Source organism: Anaerovorax sp. IOR16 (assembly GCF_017168145.1).
Lineage (GTDB): Bacteria > Bacillota > Clostridia > Peptostreptococcales > Anaerovoracaceae > IOR16.
Genome location: NZ_JADQTL010000011.1, coordinates 134,135 through 155,899, shown reverse-complemented (window position 1 = coordinate 155,899; position 21,765 = coordinate 134,135). Strand labels below are relative to the sequence as shown.

At 38.9% G+C, this 21,765-nt stretch carries 17 protein-coding genes and 1 pseudogene; 4 read left to right on the top strand and 14 right to left on the bottom strand.

Translation table 11 applies throughout. From position 1 onward, the window contains the following. Positions 1-56: 56 nt before the first annotated feature. Positions 57-902: an NYN domain-containing protein gene (locus I2490_RS14610; RefSeq protein ID WP_206460505.1), complete on the bottom strand. Its 846-nt coding sequence runs from the start codon at positions 900-902 to the stop codon at positions 57-59. A gap of 202 nt (positions 903-1,104) precedes the next feature. On the opposite strand from I2490_RS14610, the gene I2490_RS14605 reads away from it, so the two are divergent. Further along, entirely contained in the window at positions 1,105-1,926 is an 822-nt protein-coding gene (locus tag I2490_RS14605) for a hypothetical protein (protein ID WP_206460504.1), read from the top strand. A 110-nt stretch (positions 1,927-2,036) separates the two neighbouring features. Beyond that, complete coding sequence (locus tag I2490_RS14600; protein ID WP_206460503.1) at positions 2,037-2,549, top strand: hypothetical protein; 513 nt, start codon at positions 2,037-2,039, stop codon at positions 2,547-2,549. A 201-nt stretch (positions 2,550-2,750) separates the two neighbouring features. Here I2490_RS14600 and I2490_RS14595 read toward each other — a convergent pair whose 3' ends face one another. From I2490_RS14595 to I2490_RS14580, 4 genes are all read right to left on the bottom strand, one after another. Beyond that, positions 2,751-4,007 (bottom strand): IS256 family transposase, encoded by a 1,257-nt coding sequence (locus I2490_RS14595; RefSeq protein WP_442859719.1) that lies wholly within the window; start codon positions 4,005-4,007, stop codon positions 2,751-2,753. 119 nt (positions 4,008-4,126) lie between these two features. Beyond that, complete coding sequence (locus tag I2490_RS14590) at positions 4,127-5,338, bottom strand: ABC transporter permease (protein WP_206460502.1); 1,212 nt, start codon at positions 5,336-5,338, stop codon at positions 4,127-4,129. Next, positions 5,332-6,069 carry an ABC transporter ATP-binding protein gene (locus I2490_RS14585; RefSeq protein ID WP_209010628.1) on the bottom strand — a complete coding sequence of 246 codons (738 nt, stop codon included), beginning with the start codon at positions 6,067-6,069 and terminating at the stop codon, positions 5,332-5,334. The genes I2490_RS14590 and I2490_RS14585 overlap by 7 nt, the downstream gene beginning before the upstream one ends. Position 6,070: 1 nt before the next feature. Next, a complete protein-coding gene (locus I2490_RS14580; RefSeq protein ID WP_206460501.1) occupies positions 6,071-7,315 on the bottom strand; it encodes an efflux RND transporter periplasmic adaptor subunit in 1,245 nt (414 codons plus the stop codon). A gap of 274 nt (positions 7,316-7,589) precedes the next feature. Between I2490_RS14580 and lgt the strand changes: the two genes are divergently transcribed. Beyond that, positions 7,590-8,351: a prolipoprotein diacylglyceryl transferase gene (gene lgt, locus I2490_RS14575; protein WP_206460500.1), complete on the top strand. Its 762-nt coding sequence runs from the start codon at positions 7,590-7,592 to the stop codon at positions 8,349-8,351. Between the two features lie 28 nt (positions 8,352-8,379). Further along, positions 8,380-9,474 (top strand): redox-regulated ATPase YchF, encoded by a 1,095-nt coding sequence (ychF, locus tag I2490_RS14570; protein WP_206460499.1) that lies wholly within the window; start codon positions 8,380-8,382, stop codon positions 9,472-9,474. Between the two features lie 228 nt (positions 9,475-9,702). On the opposite strand, the gene I2490_RS14565 is transcribed toward ychF, so the two are convergent. From I2490_RS14565 to I2490_RS14525, 9 genes and pseudogenes are all read right to left on the bottom strand, one after another. Next, positions 9,703-12,561 (bottom strand): S-layer homology domain-containing protein, encoded by a 2,859-nt coding sequence (locus I2490_RS14565; protein ID WP_206460498.1) that lies wholly within the window; start codon positions 12,559-12,561, stop codon positions 9,703-9,705. Between the two features lie 23 nt (positions 12,562-12,584). Further along, a complete protein-coding gene (locus I2490_RS14560) occupies positions 12,585-13,172 on the bottom strand; it encodes a hypothetical protein (RefSeq protein ID WP_206460497.1) in 588 nt (195 codons plus the stop codon). A gap of 31 nt (positions 13,173-13,203) precedes the next feature. After that, positions 13,204-15,978, bottom strand: coding sequence for a hypothetical protein (locus I2490_RS14555; RefSeq protein ID WP_206460496.1), 2,775 nt, complete (start codon positions 15,976-15,978; stop codon positions 13,204-13,206). Between the two features lie 57 nt (positions 15,979-16,035). Continuing rightward, positions 16,036-16,299 carry a hypothetical protein gene (locus I2490_RS14550; RefSeq protein WP_206460495.1) on the bottom strand — a complete coding sequence of 88 codons (264 nt, stop codon included), beginning with the start codon at positions 16,297-16,299 and terminating at the stop codon, positions 16,036-16,038. A 182-nt stretch (positions 16,300-16,481) separates the two neighbouring features. After that, positions 16,482-18,962 (bottom strand): helix-turn-helix transcriptional regulator, encoded by a 2,481-nt coding sequence (locus tag I2490_RS14545; protein WP_206460494.1) that lies wholly within the window; start codon positions 18,960-18,962, stop codon positions 16,482-16,484. A 290-nt stretch (positions 18,963-19,252) separates the two neighbouring features. After that, positions 19,253-20,616, bottom strand: a pseudogene (locus I2490_RS14540) (IS1182 family transposase). Positions 20,617-20,762: 146 nt separating this feature from the next. After that, a complete protein-coding gene (locus I2490_RS14535) occupies positions 20,763-20,921 on the bottom strand; it encodes a hypothetical protein (protein ID WP_206460493.1) in 159 nt (52 codons plus the stop codon). A 314-nt stretch (positions 20,922-21,235) separates the two neighbouring features. After that, the gene (locus I2490_RS14530) at positions 21,236-21,484 is read right to left on the bottom strand and encodes a phage holin (protein WP_330634680.1); all 249 of its coding nucleotides are present in this window, start codon (positions 21,482-21,484) and stop codon (positions 21,236-21,238) included. Continuing rightward, positions 21,474-21,758, bottom strand: coding sequence for a hypothetical protein (locus tag I2490_RS14525; RefSeq protein ID WP_245157212.1), 285 nt, complete (start codon positions 21,756-21,758; stop codon positions 21,474-21,476). The genes I2490_RS14530 and I2490_RS14525 overlap by 11 nt, the downstream gene beginning before the upstream one ends. Positions 21,759-21,765: the final 7 nt, after the last annotated feature.

Below are 21,765 nucleotides of genomic sequence, written 5' to 3'. Positions count from 1 at the left end.
TGAACTTTAAACGTTGGGACAGTCCATCCTTATCAATTGTTATCATTTTAAATTTATTATTTTACTTCGCTTTTTTCTTTCACATACACGAGCTTATTATTGGAACTTCCACTAGCAACTGCTCGAATTTCAAATAAATCTAATGACTTAATAAACGGTGTTAATTTATTAAATCCATAATTTCTGACATCAAAATCTGGATATCTCTTTGTCAAACGGTTCCCTATGTCACCAATGAATACCCATTCATCTTCGTCAGAATTTTCCTCAACTATGGTCGCAATCGCTTTTCTTATAGTATTTAAGCTCGTCATCTGCTCTTCAACTGCCTTTTCAGCTGCTATATCTTCTCTTTCTGTTAATTTCTCCGCTTCCTGACGTTCCTGTTTTGAATTTTTTAAACTTTTAGAGTTCTTTACTGACTTTTTCGCAGGATTTTTTCCATCATTATGATTCAGAGTAGCTTGTCCAGATAAAATATCCAAATACTTGAATTTATTACAAGCGGAAATAAATGCCTTTGGTGTTTTTTGTTCCCCCATTCCTACAACGTCCATTCCCGATTCTCTAAGTCGAGATGCTAATCTAGTAAAATCGCTGTCGCTAGACACTAAGCAAAAACCATCCACATTCCCTGAATACAAAATATCCATTGCATCAATAATCATCGCCGAATCAGTAGCGTTCTTTCCTATTGTATATCCATATTGCTGCATTGGAGTGATTGAATGTTCTAAAAGCACCTTTTTCCATTGGGCAAAAGCTGGTTTGGTCCAGTCTCCATATATTCTTTTGTAAGTTGCTGTACCATCATTGGAAACTTCGTCTAATATTACTTTAATATATTTATCTGAAATATTATCCGCATCAATGAGAACTGCAAATTTTTTATCATTAGGCATAACGCATCCTTTCTAACTATATTAATATACTCTGTTTGTTCATTCTACTATATTTTTTAAAGATTTTCAATGTTTTCTTTTGAATCTACTCCAAATTACTTTTTATTCTAAGACATATTTCTCATTCTCTCAATATTTTTATTACATCGGGTCAAACTATAACCATTCTTTTAAAAAATAAAATAAAAGAGGAGTGTCAAAATTGAAAAAAACATATCGTAAATGGTGGTTTCATATCATTTTTCTCATTATTTTTCTCATTTTACCTTGCGCCTTTATGCCACAAATTTTAAGTTATTTTGACCACCCAGGTAGTTGGCTTTCTGAAAGTTCATTTCATAAAGATGATTTGTTAAATTTTTATGCTGCTTTTTTTACCTTTTTGGGTACTGTAATTTTAGGTGTCGCTGCTATTTTTTTAAGTCAGCAGGCAAATGATATGAATAAACGTTTAATTAAAATTGAGGAAAACAATTATATCCCTACTATAGATATCAATTGTATGAGTCCTGATGAATTAAAAGATTTTGTTCTTAAAGATGTTTTTTGTATTAACCTTGATGATACATTTGTAAACATTTCTGAGGATATGGATATCTCAACAGAATCTTCCGGTATGGTTGTTCTTCTTACAATGACAAATGTAAGCCGTACCGATATTATTAATATTGAACTCTGCCAACTCACTATAAAAATAAAACGACAAGGTGAAAAGTCTATTGTTTTACCATATAAAACATTGACTATTTCACTCAACAATAAAGTACCGTATCAAAGTACCATTCCTTTTATCATTGGAGGAATCCCCCTAAAAAAAGCTTTGTTAAAAGCTTATGATACTGACAAAGAAATCGCAACAAAAAATTCCATCCTCTCATTAACTCTAGAATTTCATTGTACTAATTTTTTAGGAGAAATCTACGTGCAAAGAATTAAGGTTGACTTAGTCTCAGTTTGGGATCAGAAAATTAACTTCCCTGCGGTTGAAAACAAAAGGAATATTATGATCTATTCTTTATCGTAACACTGGCAATTATTACATTTTTGTAATAAATTTGCGCATCTATTGATTTTCCTGCAAATTCCAAATAAAATAGGTACGAGTCTGTGTATCAGGACAACAAAGGGGGAAAAATGCAAAGAAAATTTAAGATTCAATTTATGTGTTTTTTATTAGCAATTTCACTAGTAATACCAATTAGTCTTAGTGGATGTGGTAAGCCAATCGACCAGGATGCACCGGAAATTACAATTGATTACCTTTATAATGGATATGTAGATCAATTACTTTCTGATGGTGCAGAAAAAGTAATCGGCTCAATCGAACTATCAAAAGATGAAAACGAAGAAATTATTGTTACGGTACATCCAAAGGAACTTGTTGCGGATGAAAAAGAAGAAAGCGGATATCGAGTTGTAAGCTATGCGGCCAACCGAGTATTTATTTTACCCAGTCATTCATATTGCACGTTTATTTCAAATAGCGATGATAATACTCCAGAATTGCTTGCAACGGAAGATTTTTTTACTGCAGTAAATGAAAGTTACGAAAAAAATGGTGAATTTAAAGAATATGGGGACTTTATACTGTATGATATTTACGTTTTAGATGACCAAGTATTATTAATATTAGCACGTAATGCTTAAATGACACATATATAAAGAAAAAGGACGAGGAATAACTCGTCCTTTTTGGGGACAGTTTCAAGTTTTGTGTAAACTCAAAAATCTGATATAAGATATGTGAATAGTTACTTAAGGGCAGAGTCAATTTTGGGATTCTACCCTTGTTTGCATTATACAATGATTTTTTTGCATGTCAATAAAACTTGCCGAACAAGTTGTTTTTTAGAAGTTGAGATTTTTTAGTCTTTCCTCAAAATAAATCTCTAACTGGGAATATATCCGTCCCCAGTCCCTACGATATCCTGTCCACTTTTTTGTGATATCTATCGTTGCCAGATATAGCATTTTTAAAAGGCTATCGTCAGAAGGAAAAATTGTCTTGCTTTTTGTTACTTTACGAAGTTGACGATTAAATCCCTCAATGGCATTTGTGGTATAAATAAGCCGCCTAACAGCTTCAGGATATTTAAAATAGGTTGCTAAAGTTGACCAATTATCATGCCAAGATTTATAGATTTTCGGATATTTTACATCCCATTTTTCTTGAAACAACTCCAATTCATTTAGGGCTAATTCTTCTGTTGGGGCAGTATAGACTCGCTTCAAATCAGCCATCAGAGCTTTCAAATCTTTGTAGGATACAAATTTAGTGGAGTTACGGATTTGATGAATAATGCACTGCTGTATCTCTGTTTCAGGATAGACTGCTTCAATTGCTTGTGGAAATCCACTTAGTCCATCAATACATGTTATTAAGATATCTTTTACACCACGATTTTTTAGCCCATTCAGTATAGAAAGCCAGAATTTAGCATTTTCATTTTCACCAACATACATACCTAAAACGTCCTTTCTACCATTCATATCAATTCCCAAAGCAATATACACAGCCTTTTTTCGTATTCTTCCTTCACTACGAACGTGGAAATGAATTGCATCCATAAAAACAACCGCATATACTTCTTCCAAAGGACGTTCCTGCCATTCCTTTACAATCGGTATAATTTTATCAGTAACTCGGCTAATCGTACTGTCAGAAATATCAATGTCATATAACTCACGCATATGGGATTCAATATCATTTGTAGTCATACCTTTTGCATACATGGAAAGTATCCTTTCTTCCATATCTTGCGTAACGGTATTTTGATATTTCTTGATAAGCTGGGGTTCATATTCTCCATTACGGTCACGAGGAATAGCAACATTCATATCTCCATAGTTTGTATGCATGATTTTAGAAGAATATCCATTCCGACTATTGTCGGTTTCCTTATTCCGATAGTCATATTTTGAGTATCCCAGTTCGTCTTCTAATTCTCCTTCCAGAGAACCCTCCAGTAATACAGACATCATATCACGCATAACAGAATTGACATCTGTACCATTTTTGATAGGAATATCATTCTCTTTTAAGTATTCCTGCATCATTTTTCTGATTGCTTGTTTTTGGGGTGATTCTTTTCTTCTTTTGGGCATAAATAAAACCTCCAAACTGATATATTTATCTTACATCAGTTTAGAGGTTTACACAAACTTTAGGATACTCCCCTTTTTGCTATATAATTTTGATTTTTATTCTTTGTATCCTATCTTTTTTATTCATAACGTAAAGCTTCAATTGGATCAAGCTTTGCTGCACGTCTAGCAGGATAAATTCCAAAGAACATTCCAACTAAAGCAGCAAAACCAACTGCGATGAAAATAATGATTGGATTGATTGCAAAGGAAACATTGGCAACCTTCATACCAATAGCCGCAATTCCAATTCCCAGTAACGTACCAATCATACCTCCAATCGCGGAAATAATCATTGATTCAATCAGAAACTGAAGTAAAATATCCTTCGTCCTAGCTCCAAGAGATTTACGAATTCCAATTTCTCTCGTACGTTCCGTAACCGAAACAAGCATGATATTCATAATACCTATACCGCCTACTAGCAAGGAGATACCTGCAATGACTCCAATTGCCATAGAAACAATACCCAGCATATCATTCATTTTGTTTTGCTGTATTGCAGATGATTCAAAATTGTAATATCCATCAGGCATTCCTTTTGTTCGAGCTAAAAATGAAGTGACTCTCTCACCAAATTTTTCTTGATCAACACCATCAAATGAATATAAAAGAAAGCTATAAGAAGAATCAGCCTGCTGAGCCATCACCGTATACGGTACATAACCGCTAAAATTTCCACTTCGATTCATACCACTAAAAATAGACTCTGCTTCTTTATAAACACCAATAATTATAAAATCTTGACTATCTCCTTCTACTGTTAACGATAGTTCCTTTCCAACCGCATCTTCTACACCAAACAGTTTCTGTGCTGCACTGGACTCAAGAACCAAACGATTTTTTTTACCATCCAAGTCCGCTTGGTTAATCATTCTTCCATGAATAATATTTAAATTCATAATGCGATCCAATCCGGGTGCACATCCGGTTAAGTTAATCTTTCCTTCTACTTTTCCGACACGAACATCACTTGTCTCACTCGGTGATGGATCAATATAACGAATTTCCTTTGCGAACTTTTCTTTTGCCATATCCAATTCATCTATGCTAAAAAAAGCTTCGGATGGGATATAATCATCAACCATTTCCCAATTTGGATATACATACATTGCATTTTTCCCAAAGTTTTCAAATTCTTTATCGACAACACCTTGAATACTTGAACCGATGGCAGTAATGGCAATTACAGAGCTGATTCCAATAATAATGCCCAACATCGTTAAGAAAGAACGCATTTTATTGGTTCGAATTGCAGAAAGTGCCAGTCGGATGTTTTCTAAAATTAACACACCTCATCACTCCCTTCGTTTACATTTTCGACGGAAGTCTTTAATTTTTTATTTACATCCGAGATAATGCATCCATCCTTAAAGGTTATGACTCGATCAGTAAACTCTGCAATATCCGGTTCATGCGTAACAATAATAACTGTATTCCCCTCTTTGCGATTTAAATCCGTAAAAATATCCATAATTTCTACGGATGATTTACTGTCTAAATTTCCGGTTGGCTCATCCGCTAAAATGATTGGCGGACGATTCGCAAGCGCTCTTGCAATCGCAACTCTTTGTTTTTGTCCACCGGAAATTTCATTTGGCATATGATCTGCTCTCTGACCAATTCCAACTCGATCCAAGAGCTGCTGTGCTCTCTCTTCTCTTTCTTCCAATGGAACCTTTGCATAGACCATCGGTAACTCAACATTTTTTAATGCACTGGTACGTGGTATCAAGTTAAACGACTGAAACACAAAACCAATTTTCTGATTTCGAATAATCGATAACTCATTGTCGCTTTTTTCTGCTACATCCATATTGTCCAGAAAATAATGACCTGAAGTTGGTCGATCCAGACACCCTAAGATATTCATTAAAGTGGATTTTCCAGAACCGGATGCTCCCATTATTGCTATGTATTCTCCTTGGTTTACCGTAAGATTTAAAGATTTTAATGCTTCAACTTCAATGTCACCATTTTGGTAAACCTTTACTAAATTTTCTATTTTAATGATTTCACTCATCTTATTCCTCCCCTGCCATAGTATCTACTTCCATACCCTCGGCCAGGTCCATAGATGGGTTAAGAACAAGCTGATCTCCCTCTTTTAAGTCTCCGGAAACCAGTTCTACAAAGAAATCACTTTCTAAACCTTTTTCTATTATTACTTTCTTTAATTTTCCTTTTTCCAATGTAAAAACATATGATTCTTCTGTAACCTGATCATCAATGACAGCATCCAATGGCAATGCCAAAACTCCCTTAGCTTCTCCAACCTTAATGTTAGCCTTCGCAGAAACACCTGCAATTAAATGCGAATCTCGTTCTGTAATTGAAATGGTGACCGGAATGACCATCTCTTTATTTCCGGAATCTTTTACTTCACCAGTCGGCGCAATCTGTTTTACAACACCGCCCACAGTTTTTTCACCTAAAACTTCTGCCTTGATTTCAACCGACTGTCCTACTTCAATTTTTCCAATGTCATATTCGCTCACATTGACATCCATTTGTAATTGCTCTAAATTTTCAATGACAAACAATGCACTTTTATCTTGTGTCTCATTGGCTTGAAGACCTAATGTAGCATTTACACGAGTCACGGTACCATTGATAGGACTTACTATACGATTTTTTTCAGATAAATTCTTACTGTTTAAACTATCTAAAGTAGTTTTACTATTTTCATAAGCAGCCTCTGTTTTTAAAAATTCTTGCTTTGAAATACCACCTGATTCGAAAAGCTTTTTACTTGTGTCATAATCAAACTTAGCAAGCTCTAAATTTCGTACTGCTTCTTCTTTTTCATATGCCAACTGGGTTTCTGCATCCTCACCGGTGCTTTTAAGCGTAGCCAAAAGCTGACCCTTTGTAACAACGTCACCTTCTTTTACAAGAATGGAAACAACCTCTTTACTCTCAGAAGACGTTACATTCGCTGTTTCTGACCCCTGTACATTTCCCTTAATAGAAACAATTTGCTCTAAGTCCATACGTTCTAAGGAGTTTGTTGAAACAAACGGTTTCATATCATTTCCGCCGGACGAAACTTTAATTGCAACAACGGCAATAACCAATATCACAATGCCTAAAATGACAAATTTCTTTTTCCCCTTTTTTCCGTTTTTCTTTTTCTTTTTCTTATTTGCATCCATTGCATTTTCTGTCAGTGCTGCATTTTGTGAAGTTTCCGATATGGTTTCCCTTCCTGATGCATTGTTTGCTTCCACGTTTTCATCTACTTTTTCTTTGTTCTTCTTTCGAAACATTAACCTTTACCCCCTAATTAAAAATAAAACAAAATTCACCATTTTTAGCTATATGAAGTATAGCATAATTTTCCTGCAATTTCTTTACAATTTCCTTACAATTATCCTATTCCCCATTAAAACATAGTCTTTTTTCCCATTTCTTTCTTTTTATTAATTTTTTATTAACAAGAGCAATTCCTAAGTTCTCCTACCCATTTCATTGAAAATAGTGTATAATAGATGGGAACTTTGATAAAAATCAAAGAAATTCAAATGTCTGTAGGAGGTTATTATGCTACCCATTCCCAATCCAATTGCTTTTACAATTTTTGGAATTGATGTTATGTGGTATGGCGTTCTGATTGCAATCGGAATTTTACTTGCCATTCTAATTGTATATAAAAGAGCTCCGCGTCATGATATCGAACCAGAACGAATCTTTGATATTGCCATGATTTGCTTACCTCTTTCCATTGTGGGAGCAAGAGCCTATTATGTTCTTTTTAATTGGGAGTATTATGCAGGAGATTTTTATAAAATCATTAACATTCGAGCAGGTGGTCTTGCCATTCATGGCGGATTGATAGTGGGGTTTCTTATTGGAATTTTACTTTGCAAGATTTGGAGAATTCGCCCTTTAAACGCTTTAGATTTAGTTGCACCTGCAATTGCACTTGCACAATCAATCGGACGATGGGGAAACTATTTTAATCAAGAAGCACACGGCGTTCCAACTGACTTGCCTTGGGCGATAAAAGTTGGAAATGACATGGTACACCCTACTTTTCTATACGAGTCCATATGGTGCATTTTATTATTCTTAGTCCTTATTTTAATTGATAATAATCGTAAATTCGAAGGACAAATCTTTTTACTTTATGGAATATTATATTCGTTTGAACGGTTCTTTATCGAGCAGCTTCGAACAGACAGCCTAATGCTCGGACCATTTCGACAAGCACAAGTTTTCAGCGCAGCAATTTTTATTGTATTTCTTCTTGTTTATATTCCTCTTTCGAATAAAAACAGTAAGAAGGGGCGCATTTTTTACTAATCTATTAAATGACAAGGAGATATAAATAATGAAATTAGGTATAGTGGGTCTTCCCAACGTTGGCAAAAGCACTTTGTTCAATGCCATTACAAAAGCCGGCGCAGAAGCGGCAAATTACCCATTTTGTACAATAGAGCCAAATGTAGGTGTTGTAACAGTACCGGATGAACGTCTAAAAGTACTGCACGAAATGTACAACTCAAAAAAAACCGTTTATACTGCAATCGAATTTTATGACATAGCAGGTCTTGTAAAGGGCGCTTCAAAAGGAGAAGGCCTTGGAAACAAGTTCTTAGGACATATCCGTGAAGTAGCAGCGATTGTACATGTGGTACGCTGTTTTGAAGATCCAAACGTGGTTCATGTCGATGGCAAAATCAATCCACTTTCTGACATTGAAACCATCAATATGGAACTGATTTTATCCGATATGGAAGTTATCGACCGTCGAATCCAAAAAACACAGAAAAACTTGAAAGGCGATAAAAGCCTTCAAAAAGAACTTGATTTTTTAAAGAAAATTCAAGAGGTTTTGGAGCAAGGTCTTTCTGCTCGTACATTGGAATTAGACGATGATGAAAACGAGTTTGTAAAAAGTTTAGACTTGCTGTCCTTTAAACCGATTATTTACGCTGCAAATGTTTCTGAAGAAGAAATTGCAAGTGGCGAGGACAATGAATTTGTAAAGAAGGTTCGTGAATTTGCAGAAACAGAAGGCTCTGAAGTCGTTGTTGTATGCGCAAAGCTTGAAGCTGAAATTGCAGAATTGGATGAGGAAGAAAAGCTTGCTTTCTTTGAGGATTTAGGCATTACTGAATCCGGTTTGGACAAATTGGTAAAAGCATCTTATCATCTTCTCGATTTAATTTCCTTCTTAACAGCAGGCGAACCGGAAGTACGTGCATGGACGATTAAAAGAGGAAGTAAAGCACCACAGGCAGCCGGAAAAATTCACACAGATTTTGAAAAAGGATTTATCCGCGCAGAAACCATCGCTTACGATAAGTTGATAGAATGTGGCGGTAACCTTGCCACTGCAAAAGAAAAAGGATTGATTCGATCCGAAGGTAAGGAATACATTGTCAAAGACGGCGATGTCATGCATTTCTTATTTAATGTTTAAATAAATCAGATAAATAACCGACCGTTGAATTTTCAGGTATCATTGATTTTTCAACGGTTTTATTATTTTTTGTTTTTAATACTTTGTAATAATAAACACTTTAAATATTTTTTATTTCTATTCGTTATACACTTTTTACGTACAAAAATAACGGCAGCCATTAAGACTGCCGTCGAATTGAATTTCCAATCGTGTCTATATTATTTTATTTTTCTGAGTTAATGTTAATCAATCGTTGAAAGTCAGCTTGATGTAGCGGTGAAGCATGGAGGAAACCTCTGCACGAGTAGCATTTGATTTCGGGTTGAACTTGTTGCTTGTTCCGCCTGTCATGATACCTGCCTGCTGCATTGCTGTAACCGCAGTTTTATAGTTTTTTCCTATATCGGAATCATCTGCATAGGTAGTCGCCTCACGAGTTGCAGGCAAGGTATATTCCGTAGCCTTTGTAAAGTTTGTGACAATGACTGCAATTTCTTCACGAGTGATTGCCCTGTCAGGCGCAAATTGATGGTTAGCGATTCCCTGAATGATGCCTTTCTTATATGCCCATTCAATATATGGCTGGAACGCACTTCCTACCTTTACATCGTTGAAGCTGCTGATTGTATAACTGCTTACATCGACATTTTCCAGCCTACCAAGAGCTGTTACCAGCATTCCACGCGTCATTGCTGTATTAGGTGCAAAGGTAGTTTTCGATGTGCCGGACAAAAGTCCTTTGCCCACAATATACTCAATACTTTCCTTTGCCCAATGACTTTCGATGTCACTAAACTTTGTTGGTGCGGTATAGCCTACCCCGTACACAGAGAAATGAGTCGTGGTAAAGGTGATACAGCCATGACTTGCATCATAAGCCGATCCAGCCACACGGATTGCATTCCCCTTTTCATCTACATAAACGGCATACAGTCCGTCGATAGATTCATCCTCTGCCGGTGTGTAAGGGATGGATAAAGTAGCAACACCACCTCTAAAGTTAGACACTGTGCTGTTATGACCATAACCCACTGTGATGTTATATGCCGGTCTTGTTCCTATCATTGCTTTTGCCGTTTCGGAAAGATTCGATTGTGGAGCAATCGTAATGGTTACGTTACCACTACTCTGTTTTTGAATTTCTGTCAAAGCTTTTTCGTCAAAAATCATACTTACAGGGGCACCGTTGATAGCAAAGTGTGTTACGCCTGCGCTTACAAGACTGTTGAAGGAATCTTGATTCAGAGTAACTGTAAGCGTATTTGCTCCCTTTGGCATCGCAACATTTATCTCTACCGAGATACCATTTGCATTTTTACCCTGTTTCTTCAATTCAGTTTGTGCTTTAGAAATGGCATCCGTTACTGCTTTATCCGGGATAGATACGCTGGCTGTACCATTTGTTCCGGCTGTTGCAGTTACAAAAGTCGTTGCAGTAATCGGCAGGTTTGGCTGATTTTTCGTTGTAATCGTTACTTTTGTTGAAGTATCACCGCTGGAACTTCCACCGGAGGAAGAACCTCCACCAGAGGAGCCGCCGCCCTTATAACGCCAGGATGCCGTAACCGTCAAATTACCGGTCACATTAGCAATATCTTTGTCCCAGCCGGTAAAGGTATATCTGCTACGGGTAACAGTAGGAGCCGTTGCAGAACCGCCGCTTACGACAGTCTGTGTTAATTCACCGCCACCTGTACGGGTACCACCGTTTAAGTTGAAAGTTACGGTGTATTTGCCACCGTTCGTAAACAGCTTACCATTCCATACATATTCACCTGCTGACAACCCATCAGCCGACGGGTCAGCATCTTCTGCACTAACAGTTATAAAGGGTTCCGTCAAAACATTTCCCCTGTCGCTAAATTTTCCGGCTACCCCATCCAGCCTTGCACCTTCGCTCAGAACAACCTTACTGTTTGAATCGGATATGATTTTCACATCACCCAAAAAATTCAGCATGCCTATATTGGTAACGTTGATGACGGCATTTTTCATTGTTAGCTCCATACCGTCCATAAAGATAATTCCACTATCCCCTGTATTTTGCACATCCACCATACTGTTTTTAACCGTAAAATTGGTGCGGATTCCAGTTGAAGATGCCCCTCCCAGACCTGGTACATTCTTGACTGTTACCTGGCAATTTCCATCGACCGTTAATGTACCAGTACCTGAGATACCCTCCTCAAAAGAATTTACAATATCCAACTTTCCACCATTTATTAGTAGCTGTGCCTCCTTACTATCTAAAAATACACCAACATTTGGAAATGATGTAGAGGTAGAGTTTGCAACCATAATATTAGCGCCGTCGCTTTTCAGGATGCCTTTCACATTAACACCCTTTTCAGCAGCATCGTTGTTAACCTCTAGAATACCGGTTCCTGTCAGTGTCAGAGTTTTATTTGACGGGATAGTCAAGGTACTGTCCTCCCCTGTCGAAACAGTGCAACCATCGACGATGTTTAATATATGGTCCGCGCCAACATCAATGTTCGTCGTCATGTCAATGTCCGCCGTAACGTTGATGGTCTTGGCGGTAATCGCCTCAAGTGCGGTTTTCAATTCGTCAGCGGTAGAGACAGAAACACCTGGGGTAATATCCTCATAGATTGCCGTTACCTCTACTGCGTTTGCAGGCATTTTAAAGGTGGTGCTTAACGCCTGTGCATTTGCAAGAGTTACGCCACCGCTGACTACCTGCCATGCCTTGAACTGCTTGCCGTCCGGTGCAGTGCCTGCGGTTATGGTTACTATTACGCCCTGTGCTGCTGTGGATGGGTCTGCTGTACCACTATTAACCGTAATAGTATTCACAGTTGATGTAGGATACACCTGCACACCGTTTACATACACAGTACCGCCGCTCAGATTTTGGCTGCCACTGACATTGCCTGTTATTGTCACATCACCACCAGATACGGTTAAATCACCATTAATCTCTTTTGTACTTATAATAATACCATGAATAGCCCCATTTATCGTTACTGCTGGATTACCGCTTACCGTTAAATCAGCAGTAACATCTCCTGTAGAAGATGCTGCACCGACTTCACCTGTTATTAGTGTGCCGCCAGTGACATTGACCCCGCCAAAACTAAACATTACACCAAAAGGACCTGAGGATTTTAGATAGACAGTCCCTCCACTAATATAAATATTTCCTTTTCCAGTAAAAAAATCGTATTTATCGTTGTTGAATTTGTTTTTACTTCAGCAGTGCCCGAAATCAAAATATCACCATTCTCACAATACACGCACTCCGAATTTGAATCAATGCAATCCAGTAATAGTTTACCACTCGACATTATAAAATCGCCCTGATCTATACTAATCAACGTATACCCATTGACATTGTTAGATTTAAGACTTACCGTGACATCTGAAATTTCCAAGTCATTATAGGTATCAATTACTTCACGGCCCTCTAATTTTAAGGTTCCCGATCCACTAATCGTTAGTTTTCCCGCATCAGCATTTGTATAATCCAAAGAACTGATAGCTACTTCACCTACTATATTGACTGAAATATCAATCGTTGTATAAAATCTAATCCCAGACATAATGTCCCCGGTAATCGTTATCATCCTATTGGACGCATCCCAGGACCAGTTGGTACCGGAAGCATCCTGTGTAATATCGGTGATGCTTTCACTTCCAATCGTTATCGGTGCCGCATCATAAGTTGCCGTTACCTCTACTGCGTTTGCAGGCATTTTAAATGTAGTACTTGCCGCCTGTGCATTGTCAAGGGTTTATACCACCGCTGACTACCTGCCAGGCTTTAAACTGCTTGCCGCCCGGTGCAGTGCCTGCGGTTATTATTACTGTTGTGCCCTGCGCCGCTGTGGATGGGTCTGCTGTACCGTTATTTACAGTTATAGCATAGGTGGACGTGCCTGAATTCTGCGGGTTAAATACAAATTTAGTACCATCCCACGTACCTTCAAACCCCAATACTTTTGACTCATCTGCCATATAATTTTGACAGCAGTTAAACTCTGTCAAGGCATTCAACCCAGTGATATCCAACTGGCTTAGATTATTACCCCTACAAATTAGTTTTTGAAGAGCAGTATTCGCACTCACATTCAACGAACTCAACTGATTATCATTGCAGTTCAGAGATGTCAATGCTTTAAAATATTCAATTCCTGAAAGATTTTCAATATTCTTGTCTGATACGTTAAGTGTAGTAACAGACGCAAAGTTATCCGTATCATAAATCCGGTTATCTGCCACTTTGCCTAGTGCTTCACGCACCGCCATAAGAAAGTTTGGATCAGTAAAGTTGGCGGTGATGTCAGTGCCACTTGTCGGCGAGTTACCGTTCAACGTGCCGCCGGTATGGTTCAGTGTGCCAAAGTAAAGATTGGCGGGGGTATCGCTGTTACTGAGCGTTACCGTGCCGCTTGAAAGGTTGATATTATTATTCGCTCGAAGGCCATAGTGTTCTACACCGGCACCTGTTGCAGCTACCGTTCCGGTAGTAGATATGATAGCTGTCTGTCCTGTATAAATTCCATTGGAGTTTGCTCCAGTGGCAGTTGCTGTCACATTGGCATCTCCGGTGATTATTATATCAGTAGCCCCGTAGATTGCTGAAGTAAACATATCGGAGCCAGAGCCGCTGCTAGTGGCGTTTACTGTACTACTCTGGATTGTCAGCTCATTTTGGACATCCAGTGCGGAAGACATACCGCTGCTGCCTGTGTAGTTCAACGTCAACGTACCGCCGCTGCCGTTTATCACAAGATTGCCCTTGCAATAAATTGTGCTGGCATCGGCACTGGTGATCGAAACATCTCCGCTGTATACAAGCTTGATGGTGTCATTAGTACCGCAATTGATGTCAATTACCTGACCGCCATAATTGATATCCAGCGTCAGTGTGGCGGTTGCCGCCTGTATAGTAAGGGTACCGTTTTCATGCTTGAGAGTGTAATTTTTTGCTTTCTCAGGTTCTAACTCCGCTTGCGTTGCAAAAGTAATGTCACTTTCTCCCGGCGTATTGCTGTCAGTGACATTCAGTTGTGCTACCGCCCACTGGGAAATCGAATTACTGGCATTGTCACCTGAAACAAAGCCGCTATAATTAACAGAATTATCTACGATAGGAAGATCCTGACCCTGCATTATTGTATAAATAATGGGCTTTACCACAACCTCCCTTTTCCGTATGGCAAAGTCAACATCTGCCGAGCCGCTGTAATCCGCTTCATTGGGTATGGATAGGGTAACAGTATATTCCCCAGCATCGGTAGGCGAAGTCGCACTTTCATAGGAGGTGTCGTTCCTGCCCTGATAATGCGTGTTCAGTTCACCGATGTAACCACCGGTATTCGGCGTGCCGGTATAACCCGTTTGTGGGTTACCGGAATATTCATTGTTCGTTCCAATGAGTCCGGTAATTGTGACAGGAAACTTTTCCAGAGCCTTTACAGTCAGCGTAAAAATACTGTCATCATAAATATGACCTCCATTGATTTTGAGTGTGATAGTATCCTCTGTATTGGCAGGTTTTCCATCTGTGCTAAAGGTCAGAAGCCATTTCCAATTTGTTGTTTCATCCCTCTTGGGGGCGGTCACATCTGTAAGTAGATTGCTTCCATTGCTCAGTATCTCATACGTCATATCGCTTACCGGTAAACCAGGCAAGGTATAAACACTGTTACTTGTAGATGTGCCGGATTTTACATAAATAGTATCGGAATCAGAACCAATATAATTCGCTTTATTTACGGTCAAAGCTGTTCTTTCGCTTTCTACCGTGTCACAGCCTTCTGCCGTTAATTCGCAGTAAATCTCATAGCTTCCTGGCAAATAATCTGAACCAATATCGAGGGTATTATTCCCATCTCCAGTATTGCTGGATGTACCACTATCGTTTTTTACCAACCACTGGTAAGTGATAGAGGCACCGTTGGTAGTGGTGGCTTCAACCGAGATTGTACCGGGACTTTCCCTATAAGCCACTGTCAAAGTTGGTGTAGGCTGCTGTGAGATATTGATAGTTCCGACAGCTGCTCCTGCCAGTGGTGTAATCGCACTGCGTGAATATATTGGCGCATCCGCTTCCTCTACCGTCACGGTGATGGTGGGTGCACTCACACCTTCGGATACGGAAACGCCGTCGGGCAGCTCCAGCGCCGGGGTGAAGGTGTAATTCCCAGCCGTATTACCGTCATATTCAGGCTCGGCAGTCCAAGCGGACGCGTCCACAGTAATTTGGGTTTCTTTTGATGCGTCGCTGTCCGTTGCGACAGTAACAACAGAGCCGGTGGTAATCATAACGGCCAGCGTGTCCGGCAGATTCAGTTCATCCTCGGCTGTGCCAGTCCCCACCGTCTGCGAGGCTACCTCCGCAGAAAGCGCTGCAAAGGCGGTGATTTCTCCGCTCACACCAAGTGGTGTGCCGGAATCCACATCGCTGGTTTCGGCAAAGGCCACCCCCGGCAGCATAGTAAACACTATGCAAAAGGCCAGAAATAGACTGCCGATTCGTTTTCTTACTTGTTTCATATTTCGTATTACCTCCTTGTTTTTTCGCGTAATTCGTGTAAGGACTTAACTACCAGTCTACCGGGTGCGGTCAACGGTCAGCAGATCCATAAAGATTGACGCTGGAATCTCCAAGACCTCCTCACCGTCCCGGTAAAAAATCAGGCGATATCCATCCGTTGTGACACTTTGAAACACCTCTTGGTTGCGTAGCAATCCAAAACGCACCGATTGCATCCGCCGGTGCATATCCAAACTAACCGTACTGCCGGTTTCCATTTCTACCTTGAGACAGCCATCCTCTATAGGTGTCACTGCGCGAAAGATTCTACTGTTTTGCATACCATACCTCCTTTCCTCTGTTTTCCAGCATGGCGGTGTATCATATTTCCAGAATACTGTGGTTCTTCTACTTAGGTATATCCCCATCGGGTATTTTTTTAATTTTATAAAACATAAAAAAACGCCGTACCATCAGTGTACGACGCCTTTTAAGTATAAGAATATCCCCATTGGGTATTTTTTTAAATTTTCCCTGTATTTTTCAGTTCCTGAAGCTGTACACGGGAACGGATACCTAGTTTTTGAAAGATATTTTTCATAGTTGTCTTAACCGTTTCCTGTGAGATAAACAAACGCAAAGCAATGTCCCGATTAGTCAACCCTCCGGCAGCCAGTCGTGCGACATCATACTCCCGTGGCGTTAATTGACAAATCCGTGTAGCTTTTCGTACTTTCTCCACTCCTATCTTATGCCGCCTGTACAACTCAATTAATTTGGTCATGCCGGATTGCTTCTTACGTAACTTCAGCAAGGGTACAATCTCCTCGCCATATTCGGCAAAGGGAAGAAAAACGCCGTCTGGTAATGCAAGGGAAAGAGCACAGTCCAGTGCAGCCTCCGCCGCCTCCTTTTGTCCCAAGCGATGGTAGGCAACGGCAATAAACAGATGAAAATAAACCTGTGGCAGGAGAAAATGATGCTTCTCTACTGCCGGAAGCGCCCCTTGTGCAATCCCCAGCATTTTTGCGTCCTGCCCTTGGGAGAAAAGCCAGCGTAGATGTGTCAACACTCCGAAAGGTACCGCTACATTGTATAGATTGGCGGTAATCTGATTTAAATCCGTGAGCCATTCAGGTACACTATTATCTCCAATTAGAACGGAAACAAAGGACAGTGCCAAATCAGCCATTCTTTTTACCGTGGGCTCAACACCGATTTGAGCCCGTTTGAGAATACTCTTCCTTACATTCTCAAAAGCTTCTGCATTCCCCCGCAGCAGAGCAATACGAAGAAGAACCATTTCGGCAGCAATGCAGATGCTGTCCTGCTCCTGAGCACCAGCAAGGTAAATCGCCTTGTGACACAATTCTTCAGCCGTAATATCCTCTCCACGCATCAAAAGAGCCTCTGCCCGCATGGCGCAATCCGCTCCAGTTCCGTGTCCCTCCGTCAGGCGGATATAGTATGGCAGACATTCATCCATACAGGTAAGCTCTCGGTCAAGTGCCCCACTCACACTCCAAAATAGATACAACACGGAAGGCTGACCGAAAGTCCATGAGTCATTCCAGTCGTTACGGTTAGAGAAGGGTCCGTCCAGTACTTCCCACGCCTTGCGGTGCAAAGCACTCATTTTTTCAATGTCATTAAACGCAGCGAAGGATTGCAGCAAAGCAAGCTGTCCGGTCAGTTTCCGAGTGTCATCCTTATTGAGTCCATTTTGCTCTGGCCCAGAAATCATATCCTCCATCAGAGAACAGCCTTTCATAAATGCTGCATAACTGCCCGTGCGAAACAACTCAAAGGTAATCATGGCCAACGTCTGAGGATGACGGACCAGAATTTCCCTGTCACATTCCCTAAACACCCTCTCCAGTACCTCTGCACTACCATCCTCCGGATAGAGAGAAAAATCGGCGGCTTTAAGCGGTAAAGAAAGCAAAGCTTCCAATTCGCCTGCCTCCAAATAGCTACAAAGAGCATAAAAACGCTCATCTATCGCTGCGTAAGCATCGCCTGCCAGCTTTTGCATTCTACGTATTTCTCCAACAGGTAGCCTCCTAAGCTCCTGTCTCAGAAAGCTTTGCAATAAACTATGCAGCGTATAGGTACCATTTTCCCGTTCATAGTAGAGGAAGGAACCACCCCCCAGTAAACGGTCGATACCAGCTGGAAGCGTGTTTTTCCCCAAAAATATATACGCCTGCTCCATCGTGAAGCGTTCAAGTAGAGAAACGGCAATTAGCAATCTTTGCTCATCTGGTTCTAAATTCTTCCAGATAACGGTGCGAATCAGATTTTCCATACTGTCAGTTGCCTCGAAATCTCCCTCCTGCAAGTAGCGAATCAACTGAAGGTTCAAGGCAGCCACCCATCCCTCGGACAGCATCTGAAGCCTGTCAAGCTCGTCCCGTGACAGTACAATCTTATTGGCACGGAAATACGCGTCAATATCCTCTTTCTGAAAAAAGAAGGCATCATTTTGAATAAAAATTGCCTGATCTGCAGGTATTCCACTAATATCCATCGCATCGATGGAATGAGTGATAACCACAAGATGCAGCTTTGGGCATCTATAGCGCGAGAGCGCGTAAAGAATACGTTCAGGCAATTTACTTTGTATGTATTGAAAATTATCTAGGATAAACCATGTGTCTCCAGCAACGTCACACCCACTCATAATTTCTGCAATATCTACGAGATTTTCCTGTGTTGGGTATTCTAACGTCTCCAATTGCTTTGCCACGCTTGTATCAATATGGGAAAAAGTTTTGCAAATGCCATTCCATGCCTTTCGAATCGGCTCTCCCATGCAGGTATACCAATATACCTGATGCATGTCCAATTGGCTAAGATATTCACTTATAACCGTGGTTTTTCCAAAACCGGAGGGTGCTTGCAGAACGATAATCGGATAACTTTGTATTCTTTCCAGCTGTTTTTGTAAAGTTTCCGGAATATATACAACTGGTTTAAAGCTTTGCATTTTATTCGGCGGCATGATTCTCCTCCCTTTAATTGTTTATAGTAAATGAATTATATCAATAATCTCTTTTGCATTCAATGTTTTAAAAATTCCTTCCCTCTATAGTATATACATTATATTACGTAGCCTTTCAAATAAGAACTCTACTGCATATAACATAAACATGAAAAAAAGCTGTTGCCCATATGCAACAGCTCAGACTGTAGACAAAATACCTTGCTAAATTTATATTCTTATAATTTCTGCAAGGTATTTTCTATTTTTTCTATAAAGCTTTTAAAAAAAGAAAAAATAAAAGGATATCTCTATGCCATTTGATTCCTTCTTTCAGATTTATGAATCCATGTTGCTAGTTTTTTTAGATTCATGGACGCAAAAAGAAGATTCAGTTCCATTTCTATCTTCTGAATCCCTCGATATTGTGTATAACGCATATTATGTTTTTCTTTTGCATCGGCAAAGACTCGCTCAATGGTTTGACTCCGTAGTTTGTAAAGATCTCGATACTTTGGAGTATGACGAATGTCCTCACATTGCTCTATGTAGTTTTCCCATATATGACGTGTGACTACTTTTACATGGTCTTTACTTGCTGTGCATTCTGATAAGGAAGGGCAACTCTTGCAAATTTCTCCTTTACTCTTATATTCCCGATACCCTTCTCTATTTGTTGTAGTATAGTTTAACACTTGGTTTTCTGGGCATACAAAGCAATCATAGTATTCATCATAAGCATATTCGTGTTTTTTAAAATAACCATTTTTTGTCATAGGTCGTTTGTATGGTAGGATAGGAATTCGTTTATCTTTGAGTATTTCTCTAGCAATTGCAGGTGTTTTATATCCGGAATCCATTACAATATTTTTTACACCTTTATATCTTTTTACTTTTTCATAAATCTTTGGGAATGCAACTGAGTCATGTACATTTCCTGGATTTGTATGAAAAGCAAGTATGTAATTGTTTCGATCGCAAGCTACATTTGCAGCATAAGCAAATACTACCTTATGCTTTCCTTTATGAAATACACCGCAATCCGGATCTACGGTACTTTTCTTGATTACTTTTGTCTTTTCTTTGGCTTCCGTTTTTTTTTACAAGCTTGTTTTCCTCGTTCAATGCGATCTTCGTTAATTTCTTTCATTAGTTCTTTTTCATAGTATTTAACGGATTCCAAAACGGTTTCTTTTTCACTGTTATGGTTATTTGCACTTGCTTTAATATGTGTACCGTCAATGAAAATGCTTTCTGAATTAATGAATTCATATTCCATAATTTCAGCAATGACTCTTTGAAAGATTTGTTCGAATAAGTCAGTATTTTGAAACCGACGAGAGTAGTTTTTACCAAAGGTAGAAAAGTGAGGAATTTCTTCCTCTAAACTATAACCAAGATACCATCGATAAGCTACATTCGTTTGAATTTCTTTAATGGTCTGCCTCATGGATCGAATACCAAAGGTATATTGAATGAGGGTAATTTTAATTAAGACGACAGGGTCGATGCTTTCTTTTCCCACATCAGAATACAAATCTTTTACAAGGTCATAAATGAAAGAGAGATTAATCGCAGTATCTATCTTACGAATAATATGATCTTGTGGAACAAGAGAATTCAAGGTTACCATTTGAAATTGATCACGACCTAATAAATCTTTCTTACCCATCATAAAGCAAATACCTCCATGTATTTATACATATATTTTACCATAAATACAATAAAATGTATTACATTATGTAAAAAAAACTGTAGGCAAAGATAGAGATATCCTTGTCTACAGTCTGAGCTGTTGCCCATATGCAACAGCTTTTTTTATTATAGTTTTCTATATTCGTTTTTTTGCCCTAAAAAATAAGACTCCATTGCTATTATCCATTTACTGCTATTATCCAGTATTATTTTTTTTAATAGATTCTCTATATCTTTATCCAATATTCCATCTTTTGAATACTGAATGTTTATTTTATCGTTCATTAGATCGCCTTCCTTTTTTATATGTTATATATCATTAAAATCATTTTATTATCACTATATTTATCTTGGAAAGAATATACGTTCTTTCTGAAACTATAAATCTTAATCCACTTAACGAAACACCCCTCCTATCTTCATATTGACATATTTCCGGTACCGGTTGTTACCATATTATATCATGAAATTTGTACTATCTAATCGTTAATTGGCGATATTTACCACAATTTTGATTTATATAAGAATAAACAAAATAAATTCGAGAAATATAAAAAATGCCGTCTCTTTTTGGAGACGGCATTAAACGCGCTGCTTTTTTATTTCAGTTCTTTATATGTAAGGGCATTCTCACTATCACTTATTCCTACGGTAGTTGGATCAACTAATATACCTAAGGTAACAAGAATATTTAACAATATACTGATAATTTGTATTATTTCATTCTCAGATACGGATATTGTGATACCAAGAATACCAAGTACTTGATAGATAAAAGCTACTGTGCAAGCAAGTAAAGCAGCTATTGTAGTTTTATTTTTTAAACGTAATTTCCAATTAATCTTCACGAATATGCTCCTTTCCAATATGATCATTTAATCGATGATGTGCAGACTTTGCCGATTGTTCAACTACTGCTAAAACTTTACCTTGATCCTCTACTTTCTCTTCTAACTTGTCTACCCTTTTACTTATCCCAAGTAATGCATCTAATTTTCCATTTACAGTCCCTCGCCATTCTGAATCCGTTCCAATTCGATTATCTCTTCCAGATATCCACCCTCCCAGTCCTACAAAACAGCCAATGATTGCAATAAGTAAAAATATTGTTTGTGTATCCACCCATTCA